22 protein-coding genes are annotated in these 22515 nt (G+C 71.3%); 13 read left to right on the top strand and 9 right to left on the bottom strand.

The annotated features are described in order from the left end of the window. The first annotated feature begins 13 nt into the window (after positions 1 to 13). From ACYVAQ_RS18335 to ACYVAQ_RS18365, 7 genes are all read left to right on the top strand, one after another. Positions 14 to 652 (top strand): DsbA family protein, encoded by a 639-nt coding sequence (locus ACYVAQ_RS18335; RefSeq protein WP_460791892.1) that lies wholly within the window; start codon positions 14 to 16, stop codon positions 650 to 652. Between the two features lie 92 nt (positions 653 to 744). Next, a complete protein-coding gene (locus tag ACYVAQ_RS18340) occupies positions 745 to 1974 on the top strand; it encodes an N-acetylmuramoyl-L-alanine amidase (protein WP_460791893.1) in 1230 nt (409 codons plus the stop codon). Between the two features lie 46 nt (positions 1975 to 2020). After that, the gene (gene metG / locus ACYVAQ_RS18345; RefSeq protein ID WP_460791894.1) at positions 2021 to 3811 is read left to right on the top strand and encodes a methionine--tRNA ligase; all 1791 of its coding nucleotides are present in this window, start codon (positions 2021 to 2023) and stop codon (positions 3809 to 3811) included. Then, a complete protein-coding gene (locus tag ACYVAQ_RS18350; RefSeq protein WP_460791895.1) occupies positions 3811 to 4647 on the top strand; it encodes a hypothetical protein in 837 nt (278 codons plus the stop codon). The genes metG and ACYVAQ_RS18350 overlap by 1 nt, the downstream gene beginning before the upstream one ends. Next, the gene (locus tag ACYVAQ_RS18355; RefSeq protein ID WP_460791896.1) at positions 4644 to 5291 is read left to right on the top strand and encodes an ion channel; all 648 of its coding nucleotides are present in this window, start codon (positions 4644 to 4646) and stop codon (positions 5289 to 5291) included. The genes ACYVAQ_RS18350 and ACYVAQ_RS18355 overlap by 4 nt, the downstream gene beginning before the upstream one ends. A gap of 19 nt (positions 5292 to 5310) precedes the next feature. Then, entirely contained in the window at positions 5311 to 6663 is a 1353-nt protein-coding gene (folC, locus tag ACYVAQ_RS18360; protein ID WP_460791897.1) for a bifunctional tetrahydrofolate synthase/dihydrofolate synthase, read from the top strand. Further along, entirely contained in the window at positions 6660 to 7037 is a 378-nt protein-coding gene (locus ACYVAQ_RS18365) for a DUF4233 domain-containing protein (RefSeq protein WP_460791898.1), read from the top strand. Before folC ends, ACYVAQ_RS18365 begins: the two co-directional genes overlap by 4 nt. Here ACYVAQ_RS18365 and ACYVAQ_RS18370 read toward each other — a convergent pair. Together ACYVAQ_RS18370 and ACYVAQ_RS18375 are read right to left on the bottom strand one after the other, a co-directional pair. Continuing rightward, positions 7013 to 8110, bottom strand: a complete 1098-nt coding sequence (locus ACYVAQ_RS18370; protein ID WP_460791899.1) for a glycosyltransferase — start codon at positions 8108 to 8110, stop codon at positions 7013 to 7015. The genes ACYVAQ_RS18365 and ACYVAQ_RS18370 overlap by 25 nt on opposite strands. Positions 8111 to 8120: 10 nt before the next feature. After that, positions 8121 to 8711, bottom strand: a complete 591-nt coding sequence (locus tag ACYVAQ_RS18375) for a TetR/AcrR family transcriptional regulator (protein WP_460791900.1) — start codon at positions 8709 to 8711, stop codon at positions 8121 to 8123. Between the two features lie 115 nt (positions 8712 to 8826). Here ACYVAQ_RS18375 and secA point away from each other — a divergent pair, with 115 nt between their 5' ends. The 3 genes from secA to ACYVAQ_RS18390 are packed head-to-tail and all read left to right on the top strand — an operon-like array spanning position 8827 to position 14071. Beyond that, positions 8827 to 11709: a preprotein translocase subunit SecA gene (gene secA / locus ACYVAQ_RS18380; RefSeq protein WP_460791901.1), complete on the top strand. Its 2883-nt coding sequence runs from the start codon at positions 8827 to 8829 to the stop codon at positions 11707 to 11709. Positions 11710 to 11729: 20 nt separating this feature from the next. Further along, positions 11730 to 13505: an exonuclease/endonuclease/phosphatase family protein gene (locus tag ACYVAQ_RS18385; protein ID WP_460791902.1), complete on the top strand. Its 1776-nt coding sequence runs from the start codon at positions 11730 to 11732 to the stop codon at positions 13503 to 13505. Then, entirely contained in the window at positions 13505 to 14071 is a 567-nt protein-coding gene (locus tag ACYVAQ_RS18390) for a hypothetical protein (protein ID WP_460791903.1), read from the top strand. Before ACYVAQ_RS18385 ends, ACYVAQ_RS18390 begins: the two co-directional genes overlap by 1 nt. 1 nt (position 14072) lies before the next feature. On the opposite strand, the gene ACYVAQ_RS18395 is transcribed toward ACYVAQ_RS18390, so the two are convergent. From ACYVAQ_RS18395 to ACYVAQ_RS18405, 3 genes are all read right to left on the bottom strand, one after another. After that, a complete protein-coding gene (locus ACYVAQ_RS18395; protein ID WP_460791904.1) occupies positions 14073 to 15278 on the bottom strand; it encodes an SGNH/GDSL hydrolase family protein in 1206 nt (401 codons plus the stop codon). A gap of 213 nt (positions 15279 to 15491) precedes the next feature. Next, positions 15492 to 16016 carry an Rv3235 family protein gene (locus tag ACYVAQ_RS18400; protein WP_460791906.1) on the bottom strand — a complete coding sequence of 175 codons (525 nt, stop codon included), beginning with the start codon at positions 16014 to 16016 and terminating at the stop codon, positions 15492 to 15494. A 9-nt stretch (positions 16017 to 16025) separates the two neighbouring features. After that, positions 16026 to 16646 (bottom strand): LysM peptidoglycan-binding domain-containing protein, encoded by a 621-nt coding sequence (locus ACYVAQ_RS18405; protein WP_460791907.1) that lies wholly within the window; start codon positions 16644 to 16646, stop codon positions 16026 to 16028. Positions 16647 to 16767: 121 nt separating this feature from the next. Here ACYVAQ_RS18405 and ACYVAQ_RS18410 point away from each other — a divergent pair, with 121 nt between their 5' ends. After that, positions 16768 to 17304 (top strand): hypothetical protein, encoded by a 537-nt coding sequence (locus tag ACYVAQ_RS18410; protein WP_460791908.1) that lies wholly within the window; start codon positions 16768 to 16770, stop codon positions 17302 to 17304. A gap of 108 nt (positions 17305 to 17412) precedes the next feature. Here the strand turns inward: ACYVAQ_RS18410 and ACYVAQ_RS18415 are convergent, their stop codons facing one another. The 4 genes from ACYVAQ_RS18415 to ACYVAQ_RS18430 are packed head-to-tail and all read right to left on the bottom strand — an operon-like array spanning position 17413 to position 20720. Further along, a complete protein-coding gene (locus tag ACYVAQ_RS18415) occupies positions 17413 to 17739 on the bottom strand; it encodes a sec-independent translocase (protein ID WP_460791909.1) in 327 nt (108 codons plus the stop codon). A gap of 24 nt (positions 17740 to 17763) precedes the next feature. Then, positions 17764 to 18897 (bottom strand): Mrp/NBP35 family ATP-binding protein, encoded by a 1134-nt coding sequence (locus tag ACYVAQ_RS18420; RefSeq protein WP_460791995.1) that lies wholly within the window; start codon positions 18895 to 18897, stop codon positions 17764 to 17766. A 40-nt stretch (positions 18898 to 18937) separates the two neighbouring features. Beyond that, the gene (locus ACYVAQ_RS18425) at positions 18938 to 19468 is read right to left on the bottom strand and encodes a DUF1003 domain-containing protein (RefSeq protein WP_460791910.1); all 531 of its coding nucleotides are present in this window, start codon (positions 19466 to 19468) and stop codon (positions 18938 to 18940) included. After that, entirely contained in the window at positions 19461 to 20720 is a 1260-nt protein-coding gene (locus ACYVAQ_RS18430) for a magnesium transporter MgtE N-terminal domain-containing protein (RefSeq protein ID WP_460791911.1), read from the bottom strand. Before ACYVAQ_RS18430 ends, ACYVAQ_RS18425 begins: the two co-directional genes overlap by 8 nt. A 115-nt stretch (positions 20721 to 20835) precedes the next feature. On the opposite strand from ACYVAQ_RS18430, the gene ACYVAQ_RS18435 reads away from it, so the two are divergent. Both ACYVAQ_RS18435 and ACYVAQ_RS18440 read left to right on the top strand, forming a co-directional pair. Further along, complete coding sequence (locus ACYVAQ_RS18435; protein WP_460791912.1) at positions 20836 to 21966, top strand: endonuclease/exonuclease/phosphatase family protein; 1131 nt, start codon at positions 20836 to 20838, stop codon at positions 21964 to 21966. 37 nt (positions 21967 to 22003) lie between these two features. Then, positions 22004 to 22393, top strand: coding sequence for a hypothetical protein (locus ACYVAQ_RS18440; protein ID WP_460791913.1), 390 nt, complete (start codon positions 22004 to 22006; stop codon positions 22391 to 22393). Positions 22394 to 22515 lie beyond the last annotated feature (122 nt).

A 22515-nucleotide genomic window follows, 5' to 3' on the forward strand; every position in this document is an offset into this window, starting at 1 on the left:
TCATCCTGGACGCATGACGGATGTGACCACGAAGAAGGACCGGGCCGACTTCTGGTTCGACCCGCTCTGCCCGTTCGCCTGGATCTCCTCGCGCTGGATCCTCGAGGTGGAGAAGGTGCGGGACATCGAGGTGTCATGGCACGTGATGAGCCTAGCCTACCTCAACCAGGACCGGGACGTCGACGACTGGTACCGCGCGTTCCTCGCCCCCGCCTGGGGTCCCGTGCGGGTCCTGATCGCGGCGCAGCAGAAGTACGGCGACGAGGTGCTGCTGCCTCTCTACACGGCCCTCGGCGAGCGGATCCACATCGGCGGCCGCAAGCTCTACGAGGAGGAGGACGCCGGCCGCGCCCTGATCGCCGAGGCGCTCGCGGAGGCCGGTCTGCCGGCCGAGCTGGTCGACGCGATGGACGACAGCGGTCTCGACGACGCCGTCATCACCTCCCACCACGAGGGCATGGACCAGGTCGGCACCGACGTCGGCACGCCCACGATCAGCTTCAACGGCAGCGCGTTCTTCGGGCCGGTGCTCAGCAAGATCCCGCGCGGCGAGGACGCCGGTCGGCTCTGGGACGGGTGCGTCGCGGTCGCGGCGTTCCCCTACTTCTACGAGCTCAAGCGCACCCGCACCGGGGACCTCGACTTCACCTGACCCGGGGTCGTGCGCGTGTGACTCGTGGGACGGGAGTGACACGCGCGACATGACGAAGTCCGCAACACGACGGACCGGATCACGGATGATCGATGACCGTGAACTCCTCGGACCTGTCTTCCCCCTCGTCCTCCGAGTCCGCTCTCGGATTCGACCGCCGTCGGCTGCTCGGCCTCGCCGGAGCGGCCGCGGCGGCTCCCTCGCTCGCGCTGCTGACCTCCGGAGGCCGCCGCGCCGACGCCCTTCCGGGGCGCGCTGGTGACCGCCTGGTGCTCCGCCCCGACAGCGACGGCGTCACCGCCGCGCTCGACGTACCGGTGGCGACGGTGCCGGGCCGCACCGTGCCCGGTGCTCCGATGCGGACCGGTGTGCTGCACGCGTCGGAGTTCTCGGCGCTCGGCGTGACCTGGTCGGGCGGCCACGGCACGGTGCGGGTGCGCACCCGCACGCCCGGCGGCGGCTGGACCGGTTGGCGGGCGCTCGGCGGGATCCACGACCGACCCGACGCCGACACCGACGAGGGGTCGCGGACCCCCCGCGGCACCGCGCTGGCCTGGGTCGGGCGCAGCGACGCCGTCCAGCTGGAGATCTCCGGTGGCCCGCAGGCGCCGGTGCTGTCCCTCATCGACCCGGGCCACACCGTGACGCCCGAGCTCGACCTGCGCGCCGGCACCGCCGCGCCGCGCAGCACGCCGTCGCACCCGGTCGGCGTCGTCCCGCCGCTGCACAGCCGTCGCGACTGGGGCGCCAACCCGAAGTTCCTCAACGGCCGGATCGAGCGCGTGACGTCGATCCGTCAGGTGCACGTCCACCACACCGACAACGCGAACGACTACTCGCGCGCCGACGTACCGGCCATGATCCGGTCGATCTACCGCTACCACACCCAGACGATGGGGTGGTCGGACATCGGCTACAACTTCCTGGTCGACAGGTTCGGGCGGATGTGGGTCGGCCGGAGCGGCAGCACGACCCGGATGGCCCGCGGCGCGCACACCCTCGGCTTCAACCACTGCTCGGTCGGCGTCGCGGTGCTCGGCAACTTCCAGGCGGGTCAGCCGAACGAGCTGATCTACAGCGGCATCGCCGGCATCGCCGCGTGGAAGCTGACCAACTGGCGGCGCAACCCGCACGGCAAGATCTGGGTGACCTCGACCGGGAGCGACAAGTTCCGCGCGGGACGCAGCGTGCTGCTCCCCGTCATCGACGGCCACCGCGACACCAACGACACCGACTGCCCCGGGCAGCACCTCTACGCGCACCTGTGGCGGATCCGGGACCGCACGGCGTACCGGATGGCGCACCAGGGCAACCGCGGCTGACTCACCGACTCACCGCGTCGCGCGGGCGATCCCTAGGATTGCTCGCATGAGTCGCGTGCTGTCCGCCGTCGCCTGGCCCTACGCCAACGGTCCCCGTCACATCGGTCACGTGGCCGGCTTCGGCGTGCCGTCGGACGTCTTCAGCCGCTACTCGCGGATGGTGGGAGACGAGGTGCTGATGGTGTCGGGCTCCGACGAGCACGGCACCCCGATCCTCATCGCCGCGGACGAGGCCGGTCTCACGCCGCAGGCGCTCGCCGACCAGAACCACCGGCTCATCGTCGAGGACCTGGTCTCGCTGGGCATCAGCTACGACCTCTACACGCGGACCACCACCCGCAACCACGAGGCGGTCGTGCAGGAGCTGTTCCTCGGGGTCTACGAGAACGGCTACTTCGTCGAGGAGACGACGTACGGCGCCATCTCGCCCTCCACGGGCCGGACCCTGCCGGACCGCTACATCGAGGGCATCTGCCCGAACTGCGGGTACGACGGTGCGCGGGGCGACCAGTGCGACAACTGCGGCAAGCAGCTCGACCCGCAGGACCTGAAGAACCCGCGCAGCCGGATCAACGGCGAGACCCCGGAGTTCATCGAGACCCAGCACTTCTTCCTCGACCTGCCGGCGCTCGCCGACGCCCTCGGTGAGTGGCTCGACGAGCGGGAGGCGTCGGGGCTGTGGCGCCCCAACGTCATCCGCTTCTCCAAGAACATCCTCGAGGAGATCCGGCCGCGCGCGATGACGCGCGACATCGACTGGGGCATCACGATCCCGCTCGACGGCTGGCGCGAGAACCCGACGAAGAAGCTCTACGTGTGGTTCGACGCGGTCATCGGCTACCTGTCGGCCTCGATCGAGTGGGCCCGGCGGACGGGCAACCCGGAGGCGTGGCGCGACTGGTGGAACGACCCCGAGGCGCTGTCCTACTACTTCATGGGCAAGGACAACATCACCTTCCACTCCCAGATCTGGCCCGCCGAGCTGCTGGCGTACGCCGGCAAGGGCTCGAAGGGCGGATCCCCGCGCGAGCTCGGCGTGCTCAACCTGCCCACCGAGGTGGTGTCGAGCGAGTTCCTGACCATGGAGGGCAAGAAGTTCTCGTCCTCGAAGAAGGTCGTCATCTACGTGCGCGACCTGCTCAGCCGCTACCAGCCCGACGCGTTCCGCTACTTCGTCGCGGCCGCAGGGCCGGAGAACCAGGACGCCGACTTCACCTGGGCGGAGTTCGTCCGGCGTACCAACGACGAGCTGGTCGCGGGCTGGGGCAACCTGGTGAACCGCACGGCCAACCTGATCGCCAAGAACTTCGGTGAGATCCCGGCCGCCGGTCCGCTGCAGCCCGAGGACGAGGCCGTCCTCGCGGCGACCGAGGCGGCGTTCGGCACAGTCGGCGACCTGATCGCGCAGCACCGCCAGAAGCAGGCCATCACCGAGGCGATGCGCACCGTGGCGGAGGTCAACAAGTACGTCTCCGACCTCGAGCCGTGGAAGCTCAAGGGCGAGGAGCAGCGCGAGCGGCTCGGCACCGTGCTGCACGTGATGGCGCAGTGCGTCGCGGACCTGAACCTGGTGCTCAGCCCCTTCCTGCCGTTCTCGGCGAACGCCGTCGACGTCGCGATGGGCGGCACGGGCACGGTCGCGCCGATGCCGCAGGTCCAGGAGGTCACCGACCTCGACGACCCGTCGCGCGGCTACCCGATCATCACCGGCGACTACGACTTCCCGGCCTGGCGGCGGCACGCGATCGAGGTCGGTCGGCCGGTCGAGAAGCCGACGCCGGTCTTCGTCAAGCTCGACACCGCGATCATCGACGAGGAGCTCGAGCGGCTCGGCTGATGCGCATCCTCGATCTCGGGAGCCGCAAGCTCTGGCGCACCGTTGGCCGACCGGTCGACCTGGCGGGGGAGCACGCGTGGCTGCGGGCGCCGATGGCGGGTGGGCCGACGGTCCGCGACAGCTGGTTGGCGGCCGAGGCGGCGTACCACGGCGGCCGGGTCGAGGAGGGCGTGCCGGGAGCGGGCCTGATGGTCTCGATGGCGGCTCTCGACGGGCCCGGCTTCGCGGCGGCGGAGCTGGCGCCGCAGGTGCGGGCGTTCTACGAGCACACCAGCGACTGGCGGATGGAGGCGTGGAGCTCGTGGGCTCCGTGGTTCTGGCCGGCGGGTGAGGGCGTCTCCCTCCTCTTCGGGAGGCGCGTCGAGCAGCTCTCCCTGCCGATGCGGCCGCTCGACGTCGCCCACGGCATCGACAGCAGGGTGTCGGTCATCCGCGACCGCGAGGGTCGCCAGGTCGGTGCGGGCTGGCTGCGGACGCTGCGCGCGACGGGCGACTACGTCTACAGCGGCGCCTACTCCTCCCGCACCCTCCCCGGGGCGGACCGGCCGAGTGTGCACGTGGCGTTCCCGCTCGAGTCGGGCAACGTCCAGGTGTTCCTGCGGCCGAGCGTGGAGCCGGACGGCTCCCTCGTGCTGACCTCCCCGCCGGGACGCTTCGGCCAGGACGGCGCGTACGTCGTCGTCGCCGACGGCGGGCGCACGTTCGCCGCGCGGGCGCCGATCCACGAGACCTTCCGGGTGTACGTCGATCCGCACGGTGTCCTGCGCACCGACCACGTCCTGCGGATGTGGTCCGCGACCGCCGTACGTCTGCACTACAAGCTGGAGCCCCGATGAGCGGGCGGGCCGTGCGCCTGCTGGGCGCCTACCCGAACGCCGTCCTCCTGGTCGGGCAGGTGGTGGTGCTGGTCGGCTACCCCTTCCTCGACGGTACGACGGCGGGGCGGGCCGCGATCGGCGTCGGGCAGCTGCTCGTGGTGCTCGCCGCGGTCGCGGCGGTCCACCGGTCCCCGGCCCTCGACTGGGTGGCCGGGCTGTTCGGCGCACCGGCGGCGGTGTTCGCGGTCTGGGAGTCGGTCGCCCCGCACACCGGCTGGGTCGTCGTCACCTCCGCTGCCCTGCACGTCCCGTTCTACCTGTTCGTCAGCTACGCCCTCCTGCGCTACGTCTTCGCCGACGACCGGGTGACCCGCGACGAGCTGTTCGCCACGGCGAGCGCGTTCACCGTGGTCGCCTGGGCCTTCGCCTACCTGTACGCCGCCGTGCAGGTGATCTGGCCGGGCTCCTTCGGCGAGCCGCGGGCCTGGTTCGACCTGCTCTACCTCTCGTTCACCGCGATGACGAGCGTCGGCCTCGGTGACTTCGGCCCGGCGATGGCCCACGCGCGCTCGGTCGTCGTGCTCGAGGAGGTCGTCGGGGTCTTCTACGTCGCCCTGGTCGTGTCCCGTCTCGTCGGGCTCGCGATCCGCCCGAAGTCCTGAGCCGTAGACTGCCGACGCTATGAATGACCCTGTGGCCCGCCCGGCCGAGACCTTCGCGGAGGCCGAGGACGCGCTGCTGTCGCGTTGGCCCGAGACCCGTCTGGAGCCGTCCCTCGACCGGATCCAGGCCTTCACCGAGCTGCTCGGGGACCCGCAGCGGTCGTTCCGCTCGATCCACCTCACCGGCACCAACGGCAAGACCTCCACGTCGCGGATGATCGACGGGCTGCTGCGCTCGCTCGACCTGCGCACGGGCCGGTTCACCAGCCCGCACGTGGAGAAGATGAGCGAGCGGATCTCGGTCGACGGCGAGCCGATCGACGACGAGCGCTTCGTCGAGGTGTTCAACGAGATCGCGCCGTACACCCACCTGGTCGACGAGCAGGAGGCGCACCCGCTCAGCTTCTTCGAGGCGATCGTCGGCATGGCCTACGCCGCCTTCGCGGACGCGCCGGTCGACGTGGCCGTCGTCGAGGTGGGCATGGGCGGCTCCTGGGACGCCACCAACGTCATCGACGCCGACGTCGCCGTGATCACCCCGATCGCCATGGACCACGCCGACTACCTGGGCGGCACCATCGACGCGATCGCCCGCGAGAAGTCCGGGATCATCAAGGAGGGCGCGACCGCGGTCGTGGCCCAGCAGACCCCGGAGGTGATGGCGGTCATCGCCACCCGGGCCGCCGAGGTCGGTGCGAAGGTCGTGCGCGAGGGCGTGGACTTCGGCGTCGTCTCTCGTACGCCGGCGGTGGGCGGCCAGCTCGTCAGCCTGCGGGGCCTGCGGGGTCGGTACGACGACCTCTTCCTCCCGCTCTACGGCGCGCACCAGGCGCAGAACGCCGCCGTCGCGCTCGCCGCCGTCGAGGCGTTCGTCGGCGGCTCCGAGCCGCTGGGCGTCGACGTGGTGTCGAAGGCCTTCGCCGAGGCCACGTCGCCCGGCCGCCTCGAGGTCGTGCGCCGCAGCCCCACGATCATCCTCGACGCGGCCCACAACCCGCACGGCGCCGAGGCGCTCGCCGCCGCCCTCGAGGACTCGCTGCACTTCGACCCGCTCGTCGGTGTCGTGGGCGTCATGGGGGACAAGGACGCCGAGGGGCTGCTCGCCGCGCTCGAGCCGGTGCTCTCGAGCATCGTGGTCACCCAGAACTCCACGGCCCGCGCGATGCCGGCCGAGGACCTCGCCGCCCTCGCCACCGAGGTCTTCGGTGAGGACCGGGTGAGCATCGTGCCGCGCCTGGCAGACGCGATCGACTCGGCGGCCGCGCTGGCCGAGAGCGACTCCACTGACGCTCTCAGCGCCGGCGCCGTGCTGGTCACCGGCTCGGTCGTCACCGTCGGCGAGGCGCGCGTGCTGCTGGGAGGCCCGAAGTGACCAGCGAGCGCGAGAAGTCCCCGCGCCGCGGCATGTGCGCCGCCGTCCTCACCCTCGAGGCCATCGTCGTCGCGCTCAGCTCGGCCGTGATGATCACCCTCGGCGGCGTCGACAAGGGCCTCGCGCTCGGCGCCTGCCTGGGCCTCGCCGTCGCCTGCGTGCTCACCGCCGGCCTGCTCCGCAAGGAGTGGGGGTACGCCGTCGGCTGGGCGCTCCAGGTCGGTGCCATCGCCCTGGGCCTGCTCACCCCGACGATGTGGTTCCTCGGCGCGCTGTTCGCGCTGCTGTGGGGCTGCGGCTACTTCCTGGGTCGCAAGATCGAGGACGAGCGCGCTGCCGCCTTCGCCGCCTACGACGCGGACAACGCGAGCTGACGCTCGAGCAGGTCGGCGGCGTACGTCGCTCCCCGGCGTGACCTGATCGCCTCCCCGAGCCGTGCCGCTGCGGCCCGGTGCGGACCGCCGGCGAGCAGGTCGACCACCGCTGCGCGGATCGCGTCGGGGGTCGCCTTGCGTGACAGCACCCGGCCCGCACCGGCGGACTCGACCGCGGCGCCCACCATCGACTGGTCCAGCATGGGGTGGGACGGCAGGACGAGCAGCGGAAGGTCGTGGGCGAGGGCCAGCATCGTGGTGGCGTGCCCGCCGTGGCCGACCACCAGCGACGCCCGCGGCAGCACCTCCGCATGCGGCAACCAGCGGTGCACCGTGGTGTTGGCCGACCAGTGCAGCTCGTCGGGGTCGACGGCCGGTCCCGTCGTCGCGACCACCCGCACCCCCGCCAGACCGCCGCACGCGTCGAGGACGTTCTGCAGCGTCTGCGCGAGCCCGGGGAACGCGTTGGTGCTGAGGCTGACCAGGATCGTGGGCTCGGCAGGAGCCGCACGGACGCCGTCGACGGCCGGCCCCGACCAGACCCGGTTGCCGGTGCCGTCCAGGCCTCCTGCGGGGTCGAGCTCGGGGAGGGACGCGACGAGCCGCAGCGAGGCGGCCTCGAGCGAGCGAGCGGGCGCCAGCCGCTTGACGCGCATCCCGAGCCCCATCGGACCGCGCATCCAGCGCTTCTCGAGGAACTCGTCGAAGAGGTGCTCCAGCACCACGTAGCGCACCTCGGCATCGCGGAGCACCGGCAGCACGCCGTGCAGGAGGCAGTCGACGACCACGAGGTCCGCCGGTCGGGAGCTGAGCTCGGCGGCCACGTCTCGGCCCATGCCCCGGTCCCCGAACATCGCGATGTAGCCGAGCGGGGAGTTCTTCGCCGAGCCGCTGAACGGTCGCGCGCTGCGGTAGGCGACGAAGGGAAGCCCCGCCGCGGCGACCGCGTCCGCCTGCTGGGGGTGCCCGAGCACCCGGACGGCGTGCCCGCGCCGTTGGGTCTCGGCCGCGATCGCCAGCAGCGGCGGCACGTTGCCGCCTCCGTCCCACGTGACGAACAGGATGTCCGACATCGTTGCTCCTTCAGGTCCGGTGATCGGTCGCGAGCACCGCGTCGACGAGCGCCCTCATGCGCTCCTGGGTGAGGGGCCGACCCAAGCCTCGGTCGTGACGCAGCAGCTTCCAGGTGTAGACGTCGGTGGCGACCACGAGCAGGTCGACCAGGGAGGCGGGGTCGGAGCTGGCCGCGACGTACGGCGCGAAGACCTCCTCGACCCACGCGCGGTGCCTCCGCCGCCCGTTCTCCGTGATCCGGCGGACCTGCGGGTCGGACGCCTCCTGCGCCAGCATCAGCAGGGCTGTCGCGCCGCGCAGCTCGTAGTGGTCGAGCAGCACGTGCATCGCGGCCGGGACGTCGCCGACGGGGGTCTCCCGCTCGCGGGTCACCCGGGCGATGGCGAAGTCGATCGTGGACTCGATGAGATCTGCCCGGCTGCCGAAGTGGCGCAGCACCGTCTGCACGCTGACCTCCGCTTCGCGGGCGACGTCCTCGAGGGAGATCTCGGGGAAGACGCGCGTGGTGCCGAGGTCGAACATGGCCTCCTGGATCCGGGTCCGGGTGTCCTCGACCGCCGCCGCCCGGGCACGCATCGTGTAGGTCCGCTTCTCTTTCATGACAACCACTATTAACGCGAAAATCGATATCCGTGTCAATAGCCATGAACGTCAAAAGTCATCGGTCTGCCATGACGAGTCGGACGCTCGCGACCGCCCAAGTACAGTTGCCGCCGTGCCTGTGATCATCGACAAACTCCTGCGCATCGGCGAGGGCAAGATCCTTCGCCAGCTCGAAGGCATCGCCAAGGTCGTCAACGCGATCGAGGACGACTTCGTGAAGATGTCCGACGAGGAGCTGCAGGGCATGACGGCCCAGTTCCGGGAGCGCCTGGAGAAGGGCGAGTCGCTCGACGACATCCTCCCCGAGGCCTTCGCGACCGTCCGCGAGGCCGGCAAGCGGGTGCTGGGCATGAGGCACTTCGACGTCCAGATCATGGGTGGCGCGGCGCTGCACCTGGGCAACATCGCCGAGATGAAGACCGGTGAGGGCAAGACGCTGGTCGCCACGCTGCCGTCGTACCTCAACGCCCTGGAGGGCAAGGGCGTCCACGTCGTCACCGTCAACGACTACCTGGCCAAGTTCCAGGCCGAGCAGATGGGCCGCCTGCACCACTTCCTGGGGCTCTCGGTCGGTGTCATCACCCCCGAGCTGAACCCCGAGCAGCGGCGCGCGGCGTACAACTGCGACATCACCTACGGCACCAACAACGAGCTCGGCTTCGACTACCTGCGCGACAACATGGCGCAGAGCATCGAGGAGTGCGTCCAGCGCGGCCACAACTTCGCCATCGTCGACGAGGTCGACTCGATCCTCATCGACGAGGCCCGGACCCCGCTGATCATCAGCGGTCCGACCCAGGACGAGGTGAAGTGGTACGCCGAGTTCGCCAAGATCGCGGCCAAGCTGACCAAGGACGTCGACTACGAGGTCGACGAGAAGAAGCGCACCATCTCGGTCCTCGAGGACGGCATCACCCGGGTCGAGGACCACCTCGGCATCGAGAACCTCTACGAGTCGGCGAACACCCCGCTCATCTCCTTCCTGCACAACTCCATCAAGGCCAAGGAGCTGTTCCGCAACGACAAGGAGTACGTCGTCATGGAGGGCGAGGTGCTCATCGTCGACGAGCACACCGGCCGCATGCTGGCCGGGCGCCGCTACAACGACGGCCTGCACCAGGCGATCGAGGCCAAGGAGGGCGTGCAGATCCGCGAGGAGTACCAGACCCTCGCCACGGTCACCCTGCAGAACTACTTCCGCCTCTACGACAAGCTCTCCGGCATGACCGGCACGGCCCTGACCGAGGCCTCCGAGTTCGACAAGATCTACAAGCTCGGTGTGGTCCCGATCCCGACCAACAAGCCGATGATCCGCCAGGACCAGCCCGACCTCGTCTACCGGACCGAGGAGGCGAAGTACGAGGCCGTCGTCGACGACATCGTCGAGCGGCACAAGACCGGGCAGCCGGTCCTGATCGGCACCATCTCGGTCGAGAAGTCCGACTACCTGCACCAGCAGCTGACCAAGCGCGGCGTGCCGCACTCGGTCCTCAACGCCAAGCACCACGCCGACGAGGCCAAGATCGTCGCGATGGCCGGTCACAAGGGCGCCGTCACCGTCGCCACCAACATGGCCGGTCGAGGCACCGACATCATGCTCGGTGGCTCGGTGGAGTTCCTCGCCGACCAGGAGCTGCGCAAGCAGGGCCTCGAGCCGCACGGCGAGACCGCCGAGCAGTACGACGAGGCCTGGCCCGCGATGGTGGAGCGGATCAAGGAGCAGGTCGCCAAGGAGCACGACGAGGTCCGCGAGCTCGGCGGCCTGTACGTGATCGGCACCGAGCGGCACGAGTCGCGCCGCATCGACAACCAGCTGCGTGGTCGTTCCGGTCGTCAGGGCGACCCCGGCGAGAGCCGCTTCTACCTCTCGCTGCAGGACGAGCTGATGCGCCTCTTCAAGGGCGAGTGGGTCGACCGGATCCTGCTGATGCTCAAGATCCCGGACGACGTCCCGATCGAGCACAAGCGCGTCACGAACGCCATCGCCAGCGCCCAGGGCCAGGTCGAGGGGCAGAACTTCGAGTCCCGCAAGAACGTCCTCAAGTACGACGACGTCATGGACCGCCAGCGCAAGGTGATCTACGCCGAGCGACGCGAGGTCCTCGAGGGCGTCGACCTCGAGGAGCAGGTCCGCGGCTTCATCTCCGACGTCGTCGCCGGCACGGTCAACAGCAGCGTCGACGAGTTCGCGGAGGAGTGGGACCTCGACCAGCTCTGGACCGACCTCCGGCAGTTCTGGCCGGTCGAGCTGCGCTGGCAGACCCTGGTCGAGGAGGCCGGCAGCAAGGCCGCGCTCGACAAGGACGAGCTGATCGCGAAGCTGACCGAGGACGCCCAGGCGGCGTACGACCGTCGCGAGGGGGAGGTCGGCGAGGAGGTCATGCGCGAGCTGGAGCGTCGCGTCGTCCTCTCCGTACTCGACCGCAAGTGGCGCGAGCACCTCTACGAGATGGACTACCTGCGCGAGGGCATCTACCTGCGGGCCTACTCGCAGCGTGACCCGCTGGTCGAGTACCAGCGCGAGGGCTTCGACATGTTCTCCGCGATGATGGACGGCATCAAGGAGGAGACCGTCGGCTTCCTGTTCAACCTGGAGGTCCAGGTCGAGCAGGAGCAGGAGGAGTACCACTACCACGCCGACGGGTCGCTGCACGCGGGTCCGATGCACGAGGGTGCGTTCGCGGAGCCGCCCGCCGGCCTCGACGCGGGCGCCGGTCCGATCGACCTGCAGAAGGTCGCCGCGGACGCGAAGGCGGCGCTGCCGAAGGTCACGGCCAAGGGCCTCGACCCGAAGCCCGCACCGCAGCACCTGTCCTACTCGGCTCCGGACGAGTCGGGGGAGCAGGCGGTCATGACCGGCTCCGCCGCCGCGGAGGACGACTTCTCCGACATCGGACGCAACGCGCTGTGCCCCTGCGGCTCGGGCAAGAAGTACAAGCGGTGCCACGGCGCTCCGGGCGGGCCCACCGGGCTCACCGCACGCGTCAACGGCTGAGGCTCCGGCCGGGCCACGGCATGCGCGGTGCCTCGCGGCAGCTGTTGCCGGCTGTCCTGGTGGTCGCCCTGGCGGCGGCGACGGTGTCCGGTGTCGGGCACGCCGCCGACCTCCGTGTCGGCGTGCGCGCCGGAGTGACGACGGCTCCGCAGCCCTGCGCCACCGGTGACACCGGCGGCCCGGACATCCAGGCGGCCGGCAGCGGCCGCTTCGGCACCGGCACGGTGCTCGGCGCGCTGCCGTCGGACGTGGCTGCCCCGGTCGGTCCCGCGGTGCAGGGCCAGGTCCGCCTGGTGTCGGCGAACCTCCCGAACCGGACCAGTGGCGCCGGGTTCGCCTGGTCCATGCGCCGGATCGTGGGTGCCTCGCCGGACTTCATCACCCTCAACGAGGTCTCCGGTCGCTCGGACGCCGCGCTGGCCACCTCGGCGCGTGGGTACGACGTCTACCGCGATCCGGTCGTCGACGTGACCGCCGGCGGCCGGCCGCAGTCCATGGAGAACGCCGTGCTGTGGAACGCCTCGCGCTGGCACCTGCTGGACGGCGGCCGCGTGAAGACCGTCGACGACGACGCCGGCTTCTACTTCGGCCGCCCCTACCTGTGGGACCGCTACGCCACCTGGGTGGTCCTGCAGCGCGGCGACGGCGCTGTGGTGTCGGTGATCTCGGCGCACATGCCGATCAACCCGGTGAAGAACCCGCAGCAGCACGGCCGCCCTCGCGTGTCGCGGGTCGCGAAGTACGACAACGGGATGCGGGTCATCCTCGGTCTGGCCCACGAGCTGCAGGCCTACGGACCGGTCCTGATCGGCGGCGACATGAACTCGCACGCCGGAGGCGGCGCGTGGACGGCGGCCTCGATCATGCACTCCGCGGGCTTCGGCTACACCAGCGACGGCATCCTGATGTTCGACTTCTTCCCGCCCGGCGTGAGCGTCGCGGCGCACGGCCGGTTCCCGGTCGCGTCGGACCACCCTGCGCTGTGGTCGACCTTCGACATGAACGGCGTCGGCGGCACCGGCGCCGCCACCAGCCCGTCGAGCAGCCCGCGGTCCGCGCCCGCCAAGCTGCCGTCGGGAGCGGCCCTCACCACCCGGACGCTGAGCACGGCGGCGACCCTGATCGACCGGGGCAGGGCGGCGAGGCTCCCGGCCCAGGCCTGGGTCGACGCGGTGGCGGCTGCGCTCGCCGACGGCGGGCACCGCCGCATCTCGGAACACGCCGCCGACGGGTTCTACCGCCGGCTGCGGCACCAGCCGTGGCGGATGATGACCGTCCCCGAGGCGGACGGCGCCGTGACCGGCGCGCCCTTCCCCGAGGTGTACGCCGCGCGCGAGGCCGACGCCCGCTACCTGATCACCTTCCTGCGCAGCGGCGGCGCGAGCTGCGACAGCGACCCGCTCGGCACCTGTCCGCCAGCCTTGGACTTCCCCACCGAGGGCCCGATCCTGGCGGCCGCGCAGATGGTCGTGCGCTGCGTCCACGACGCCTTCCCGAGCCTGAAGCGCGTCGTCGTCAGCCGATCGGGCTACTACTGCGCGGCAGGACGCGTGGTGAGCGGGTTGGACCTCCCGCTGCCGGCCCGCGCCCGGGGGCTCGGCGCACGGGTCGCGCAGTACCTGCGCATCCACGCCACCGAGCTCGACGTCGCCTTCGTCGTCCACGACGCCCAGACCTGGGCCGCCGACCAGCCCGAAGCCGGCTGGCGTCCGTACGCCGCCACCGACGGCTCCCGCACCGCCGCCGGCCTGGTGCGTGACCGGGTCTTCGTCGCCGTGAACGGGGGGTCCTGCTGATGCTCGACCGGATCCGAGCACTCCTCACCCGCGCCCGCGACGCGGCCACCGGCGGCGAGTCCGACCAGGGCCTGTGGACCGGTCTGTTCGTGCTGGTGCTGGCCCTGGTCGTCGCCGCCGTGCTGATCTTCGCGGGCGGCGGTGGCCCGGGTCCGCAGCCGCAGCAGCTGCCCCAGGCGCTCCCGACGTCGACCATGGACGCCGAGGGCGCCTGGAACCCGTACGCCGAGGTGCCGGGCGCCGCCGGAGCCGCGAGCCGTGCCACGGGCCAGTGGACGCCCGTCGTCCAGCGCTTCGTGACGACCTTCCTGGGCGCCTCCCACGACCCGCACTGGCTCGCCGCGATCAGGTCGGCGGTGACGCCCCAGCTGCTCGGACGGCTGCGCCACGTGCAACGCAAGCGCGTCCCGACCGGCGTCCCCGGGTCGATCAAGGTCCAGGCCTCGGGGACCTACTCGGTCGACCTCACGGTGTCCTTCGGCAGCGACTCCGCCCTGGGGGTGCGGGTCGTGGACCTGCCGAAGGACGACCGTGGCTGGATGGTCTACAGCTACGAGTCCCGCTGACCTACTGCAGCGTCATCACCGGCTCGCCGTTGACCAGCCCGTTGCCGGACCGCGTGCAGGTGCCACCCCGGACCGCGCCGCCGTTGTAGGCCTGCCGGACGCAGCTGCGGATCGCCAGCTGACCCCAGTAGCTCGGGTGCAGCGACTCCTGGATGTAGTACGGGCTGCTCCCCGCGGTGGTCACGGTGCGGATCTGGTTGACCCACTCGGTCTTGTCGACCGCGCCGGCGGACTGCCAGCTGGCGACGCCCATCTCCTCGTACAGGCCGACACCCGTCTCGCACAGCCGGCGCCCGTTGAGCGCCGAGGACAGGTTGAGCACCTGGGCGTTGGTGATCCCGGCCTGGGTGATCGCTCCGGTGACGGTGTTGTTGATCGTGGGCAGGGCGGTGCCGTTGGCCCAGTTCGCATCGTTGTTCCAGAAGCCGCAGCCGCCCGTGCTCTGCCGCGTGTAGCCGCTCTCGCCGTAGCGGAAGCCCGAGCCGTTCGGGATCGGCGACGGGTAGGTCTGCACGAGCATCGACCACTGGCTGTCGAGGTACCCGGCGTTGCGCATGGCAGTGCGGACGTTGGTGAGGGCGGTCGCGATGTGCGACTTCACCGTCGCGATGTTGGTCGAGGTGAAGTTGCTCGTGACGCTGCTGTCGTCGTTGCAGTAGTCCTTCCACCACGACGGGGAGCCGAGGAAGTCGGTCACGCAGTCCTGCACGATCGAGCCGAAGTTGAAGTCGTTGCCGCCGATGGAGACGGCGACCATCTTGACGTTGTGGGTCGTCGCGAAGCCCTGAAGCATCAGCGCCTGACCCTGGTTGCTGCCGCTCGTGGCGAAGTCCAGGCCGGGCTTCCAGTACCCGTCGCTGCTGGTGTACGACGAGGTCTCCGCACCGGAGCAGGCGAGGTTGAGCCCGTTGACGCCACCGCCGATGTAGATCTCCGCGCTCTTGGAGCGGTGGCAGCGGTTGATGACCTCGCCGGTGTTGGTGGCGTTGTCGTCGTAGGCCGTCGAGCCGAGCGCGTCGGCGCGGGTCGAGTCGGAGTTGGAGGCTCCTGCCCACCGCCCGGCCTCACCGGAGATGTAGGAGTCGCCGACGGACACGACCCAGGCGGCGCCGGATCCGGGCCCGTCGGCGTGGGCTGCGGGGACGCCGATCGGGGCGATGGCCGATGCGCCGGCGAGGGCGAGAGCGGCGAGGGCTGCGCGTTTCACAGGGGGAGCCTCCTGGGCGAGGGCCCGCGGACGCGGGCCGACCAGAGGCGAACATAGTGACCGGGATCACACCTTGGCTAGAACAAGTTACTGCCGAGTCGGTGAATCTCAGGCGATGTCTCGATACGTCCGGTCGCGTGCTCGCAGGCTCGCACGCGCGGGCACTCGACCTCCCTTCGCGACGCGTCGCACTCGTTCCTCGTGCGCCGCTGCTCAGGAGAAGTCGAGGGCGGTGCAGACCCAGTGCTCGTCGATCCGCTCGAAACGTGCGGCGACCGCCCGGCCGCGGTCGCCGTAGCGGGCGTGGACGCCGCACTCGACGACGGTGTCGCTGAGGAAGCACGCGTGGACGCTGTGGATCCGGGGCCGGACCGGTTGCACCCGGCCCAGCCCCGGCCGGTGGTCGCCCGCCTTGCCGACCAGCCAGGCACGGCGGCGGAGATCGGCGTACACCTCGGGTGCGGTCCAGCGCACGAGCTGCGATGCGGGGCGGTCGCCGCCCACGATCTCCAGGGCCGCCTGGACGTAGCGCCGGGTCCACTGGTCGATGGTCTGGCGCAGCCGGCGGTCCAGCGGGAGGACGACCGAGGCGCTCGCGCTGCGCCGTCCGCGCACCGCCGGCGGCGAGCAGCGGGGGAGCAGGGCCAGGGCGAGGGTGCCCTGGGTCTCGGCGACCGGCACGGGCAGGCGCAGGCCGGCGTGGACCGGGGTCGAGGAGATGTCGGGGCGACGGGACATGACGGGCACCTATCGGTCGAGGGGGCGGATCGGCGGGAGCTGGAGGCGCAGGCCGGGGTGGATGAGGTCGGGGTCGTCGCCGACGACGGCGGCGTTGTGCGCGAAGAGCCGGTGGCAGTACGTCGCCACCTCGGCCTCGCTCGCGTCCGGTCCGAGGTGGTGCGCGGCGATGGCCCACAGCGAGTCGCCGGTGCGCACGACGACGTCGGCCGCACCGCGCCCGACGCCGGAGCCGGTCGCGCGGTCCGGGAGCGGGAGGCCTGCGATCGCCGAGCCGTGCCCGTGGCCGGAGGGGGCCGCGTGGGCTGCAGCCGGCACACCCGTGGCCAGCAGCGCCACCCCGCACGCGGCCAGGACCGTGCGGCGCAACGGGCCGATCTGTCGGGGGAGTCGGCCGGTCGCCAGGCCGACGACGACGCTCGTCGTGGTGAGCAGCAGGACCAGGCAGCCGAGCGAGGCGAGCGCTCCGCTCGCGGCGACCAGGACCTGGTCGAAGCGGGAGGCCGCGCCGCCGCGGACGACCGTGCGCACCGTCGGCGCGGTGAGCAGCACGGTCGCCGCGGTGGCGGACGCGCTCGCCAGCCAGACGGCGGCGACGCGGAGGGGTGGAGCAGCGGCGTGAGGTGACATCCCGAGAACCTTGCGTTTGCTTGTGTTTGCTTCAGTCTGAGTGCGGATACTCAGAGCGTCAAGCGGTTCTCCACAGCCCTGCCCGATCGGTCCGCGGGGGCCATTTGAGAGGGTGGCGCTCATGTCGTGGGATGAGCACCTCTTCGCCCTCTTCGACGACCTCGAGCACCAGGCGAGCGCCCTGTACGCCGCCGAGCGGGACGCCGAGGTCGCCGACCGGAGCCGCGCGGAGTACCAGCAGGTGACGCTGGGGGCTCGTCTCATGGCATCGCTCGACGCGGAGGTGACCGTGCACGTCGCGGGCGTCGGACCCGTCGAGGGCACCCTCCAGCGGGTCGCCGACGGCTGGCTGCTGCTGGCCGCGCGCGACCAGGACTGGGTGGTGCGGACCGCCGCCGTGCAGTCGGTCGAGTCGGTCTCGGTGCGCGCCGTGCCGGAGGTCGCGTGGTCGCCGCTGGCCAGGATCGGGCTCGGCTCGGCGCTGCGCCGCGTGTCCGAGCTCGGCGAGCGGTGCGTCGTGCGCCTGGTCGACGGTGCTCAGCACGACGGCACGCTCCGCCGCGTCGGTCAGGACTTCTGCGAGGTCGTCACCGGGGAGCAGCGCCGTACGGTGCTGGTGTCCTTCGACTGGATCGCCGCGGTGCAGTCCCGCAGCTGATCAGGTCGCCTGCCGCTGCGCGGCTTGCTCCCTCGCTCGCGCCCAGCGCTCGAGCTCGTTCCTCGCTCACGCTGACGCTCGCTCGGTCGCCACGGCGCGGCCGCTCGCTCAGGTCGCCTCGTCGTCGTACGGCGGACGTACGCCGTCCGGCAGCACCTCGACCGCCGTCGCGGCGGCCGGCGTGTCGGCGTCGGCGAGCGCCTCGGCGAGGTGCTTGCGCACGATCTGGCGGGGGTCGAGGTCGCGCAGCTCCAGGTCGGCGAACTCCGGGCCGAGCTCGCTGCGCAGCTCGTCGCGGGCGTTGTCGGCGAACTTGCGCAGCTGTCGGACCATCTGGCCGGCCTGCTTGGCGATCCCGGGCAGGCGGTCAGGGCCGAGGACGAGCAGCGCGACGAACGCGATGACCAAGAGCTCGGGGAACCCGATGCCGAACATGCCCGCCCCCTGCTCGCGGCCGGATCAGAACTTGCTGGTGGGCGTCAGGCCGAGCTGCATGCCGGCCAGGCCGCGGGTGCGGCCGTCGAGACGGTCCGCGATGGCGGAGACGGCGACCGCGCCCGGAGCGGTCGGGTCTGCCTCGACGATCGGCTTGCCGGCGTCGCCGCCCTCGCGCAGCGAGGTGTCGAGCGGCACCTGGCCGAGCAGCGGCACGTCGTACCCGAAGCGCTGCGACAGCGTCTCCGCGACCCGCTCGCCACCACCGGTGCCGAAGATCTCCAGGCGGTGCTCCTTGCCCTCCGCCGTGCAGTGCGGGCAGGGCAGGTAGCTCATGTTCTCGACCACGCCGACGACGCGCTGGTTCATCATCGAGGCCATGGTGCCGGCGCGCTCGGCGACCTCGGCGGCGGCCTCCTGCGGAGTGGTCACCACGACCACCTCGGCGCCGGGCAGGTGCTGGCCGAGCGAGATCGCGATGTCGCCGGTGCCGGGCGGAAGGTCGAGCAGCAGCACGTCCAGGTCGCCCCAGTAGACGTCGGCGAGCATCTGGACGAGCGCACGGTCGAGCATGGGGCCGCGCCACGCGACGACCTGGTCGCGGCGCGGCTTGAGCATGCCGATCGAGATGACCGAGACGCCCGAGGGCGTGGGGACCGGCATGATCAGGTCGTCGACCTGGGTCGGGCGCGAGTCCGCGACGCCGAGCATCGCCGGGATCGAGTGGCCGTAGATGTCGGCGTCGACGATGCCCACGCGGCGCCCGGCCTTGGCGAGGGCGATCGCGAGGTTGACGGTGAGCGAGGACTTGCCGACGCCGCCCTTGCCGGACGCGATCGCGAACACCTTGGTCAGGTTGCCCGGCTGCGAGAACGGGATCTCCCGCTCGGCCTGGCCCCCACGTAGGTTCGCGTGCAGCTCGCCGCGCTGCTCGGCGGTCATCACGCCGAGCTCGACCTCGACCGCGGTGACGCCGGCGATCGCCTGGACGGCCGCCCGGACGTCGCGGTTGATGGTGTCCTTGAGCGGGCAGCCCGCGACCGTGAGGAGCGCCTTGACGGTGACGGAGCCGCCGTCGATCTCGACGCCCTCGACCATCCCGAGCTCGGTGATGGGTCGCTTGATCTCGGGGTCGTTGACGCCCGCGAGTGCGGACATCACCTGTTCGACGGTCACCTGGCTGCTCACGGCGCCAAGTCTAGGAGGGGCGGTCCGATCGCCTGTCGTCGCCGTCGTCGTGAGACGCCGCACCCTTCTCCAGCTCGGCCAGCAGCGTGCGCAGCTCGGAGCGCAGGAAGTCACGGGTGGCGACCTCGCCGACCGCCATCCGCAGCGAGGCGACCTCCCGCGCGAGGAACTCCATGTCGGCGTGGGCGCGTGCGTCGGCCTGGCGGTCCTGCTCGGCGATCACCCGGTCGCGCGACTCCTGTCGGTTCTGAGCGAGCAGGATCAGCGGAGCGGCGTACGACGCCTGCAGGCTGAGCATCAGGGTCAGGAAGATGAACGGGTAGCCGTCGAAGTGCAGCCGCTCGGGCGTCGTGCTGTTCCAGGCGATCCACGCGACCACGAAGACGGTCATCCAGATCAGGAATTTCGCGGTGCCCATGAACCGGGCGAACTGCTCGGCGAACACCCCGAAGGTGTCGGAGTCCATCGAGGGGCGCCGGACGAACGGACGGCGCTGCGCGCGCGGCGTGTCCAGGCGTTCGGTACGGCGGGCGTCAGCCACGGTCGACCCCCCGCCGGTTCTGCCGGTCGCGCCAGTTGGCCGGGAGCATGTGGTCGAGCAGGTCGTCGACCGTCACGGCGCCCAGCAGCCGTCCCTCGTCGTCGACGACCGGCGCGGCCACGAGGTTGTACGTCGCCAGGTGGGCCGCCACCTCGTCGATCGTGGCCTCGGGCGGGAGCGACTCCAGCGAGTCGTCGAGCGCACCCGCGACCAGGGTCGAGGGGGGCTCACGGAGCAGCCGCTGGATGTGGGCGACGCCGAGCAGCCGGCCGGTCGGCGTCTCCAGCGGCGGCCGGCACACGTAGACGAGTGCGGCCAGCGACGGCGTGAGGTCGGGGTTGCGGACGTGCGCGAGCGCGTCGGCGATCGTGGCGTCCGGCCCGAGGATCACCGGCTCGGGCGTCATCATCGCGCCCGCGGTGTTCTCGACGTACTGCATGAGGCGGCGGACGTCCTCGGCCTCCTCCGGCTCCATCAGCTGGAGCAGGACCTCCTGGGTCGCCGGCGGCAGGTCGGCCACCAGGTCGGCGGCGTCGTCGGGGGACATCTCCTCCAGGACATCGGCGGCGCGCTCGGTGTCGAGCAGGCCGACGATCTGGACCTGGTCCTCCTCGGGCAGCTCCTCCAGCACGTCGGCGAGCCGCTCGTCGTCCAGGGCCAGCGCCACGGCGGCCCGTCGCTCGGCCGGCAGGTCGTGCAGGATCGCCGCCGCGTCGGCGGGGCGAAGCTCGTTGATGGCCGCCACGAGGTGGGTGGCACCCTGGCCCGCGTCGCGGCGGCTGAGCCCGGTCACGTCGCTCCACTCGACGACGTGGGTCTGCCCACGGCGGCGGAAGCCCTTGCTGGGCTCCTGCACGGCGACCCGGCTGAGGACCCAGTCGCGGGTGCGGGCGGGCTCCATCGCCACGTCGTACACGGTGCCGGTCACGCCCGACGACACGATCGTCACCGTGCGGTCGAGCATCTGCCCGATGACGAGGGTCTCGGTCGAGCGCTGCTCGAAGCGACGCATGTTGAGCAGCCCGGTGCTGTAGACGTGCGAGCTGTCGATATTGGTCACCCGGGTCATCGGCACGAAGATCCGGCGACGGCCGAAGACCTCGGCGACCAGGCCGAGGACCCGCGGCTGGGCCGCGTCGGTCCGCATCGTCACCACGATGTCGCGGACCTTGCCGACCTGGTCTCCCTGCGGGTCGAAGATCGGGAGGCCCACCAGCCTGGCGACGAAGACGCGCGACGGGGTGACGCTCACGGCCCAACGTTATGGCATCGCTCAGGTGGACCGGTGCAGGTGCCGACGAGTTCTGTGGAGACCGATCGGGTCAGGTACCGTGTCGGGACAGTCGTTGACGGAGGGTGTTCGAGGGATGCGCAGCCGTGGCCGGCGGGTCGCACCGAAGACCCGCCCGTTGGTGCTGGTCGCCGCGACCCTGCGTCGCGCGGCGAAGCCCGCGAGCTGGACCCATGACGGCCTCACCGCCGTGCTGGCGTGCCTGACGGTCGTCGGGGTGGTCGTCGCCGTCATCTGGCACGGCCAGTCCTCCGGCAGCGCGTCCCTGGCCGCCGCCCAGCAGTCCCCGTCGGCCTGGTCCGCGGTCGTGTCGACCGACGGTCCGAGCGCGTCGCCGAGCACCATCAGCAGCGCGAGCGCACCGCGGCCGGCCGCTGTGAAGCCCCTGCGGCCGGTCACGAACGCGCACGCCAGGCAACAGCTCCTCGCGAGGATCGCCGAGCGCAGCGCGAAGCGCGATGCCCAGCCGGTCACCTCCTCGATGCGGGTCGCCAGCCTCAACATCCTCGGCAGCAACCACGTCGGCCGCGGGCTCGCCCGGGCGGCGGGGGAGGCGTCGCTGCTCGAGAACCGCGGCGTGGACATCGTCGGCCTGCAGGAGGTCCAGCGCGACCAGCGGCAGGTGTTCCTGCGGCAGATGCCGTCGTACACGATGTGGCCGCAGGACGCCGTGGGCCGACAGGGCTACCGGCTCCAGATCATGTTCCGCACGTCGCAGTATGAGATGGTCGACGGCGGCTCGGTCAACTCCCCGTTCGTCGGGATGTCGGTGCCCATGCCGTACGTCCTGCTGCGCGACCGCTCCACCGGCGTCGAGTTCTGGGTCGTCGACGCCCACCTGTCCCCGCAGGGGCGACAGGGCGAGCGCAACGCCGGCACCGTGATCCAGCAGGCGCTGGTCGACCGGCTCAACGACACCCACCCGGTGGTCATGGTCGGCGACATGAACGAGCACGCCTCGTGGTTCTGCCGGATGGCCTCGAACGTGCCGGTGTTCTCGGCGAACGGTGGCTCCTCCTCGGACTGCACGCCCCCGGGCCCGCTGCGGATCGACTGGATCGTCGGCAGCGACGACGGTGACAGCACCGTGTCCTTCAGCGACTACGCCCAGGACGACACGACCAAGCGGCTCCGGCTCAGCGACCACTACCTCGTCTACGCCACCGCCTCGGTCACCGCCACCCCGTCCACGTCCGCGGCGCAATAGCGGCTCCGGCCAGGGCATTTCGGAATATCCTGATCGCATGCGCGCACTCGTCTCCCTCGCCTCCATCGCCGCAGCGGCGACCCTGCTCGCCGGCTGCGGATCGGGCGGCGACACGGCGACGGACCCCGCGAGCGTCGGTACGACGGCCGCGAGCCCGGCCACCACGAAGCCGTCCGCGCCGGCGCCGAAGCTCCCCGAGTGCGCCTCGATCTGGAAGGTCGGCGCCACGCTTCCAGCCCGCTACAAGGGCTGCCAGGTGAACGGCGCGAAGGGCCCGTCGTACATTTACCACTGCGAGATCGGCAGCCGGATCGCGTCGTACGGGACCGACCTCTACGCCATCCTCGGCCGCAAGGTCACCCAGGCTTCACCCTCCCTCAAGGCGGACGCCGACTGGAAGTACCTCTTCAACCACTGTGTCGGCTGAGATACGACGTGCAGGAGTGGCGCGAGGTACTGTTCTGATCAGGCTGGGGGCGTAGCACGACTCGTGCGTGCCCGGCTGGGGGTCGGGGAAGTTCGGCAACGAGCCCTTCCGAAGCGAGTATT

This window comes from Nocardioides maradonensis, assembly GCF_054777115.1.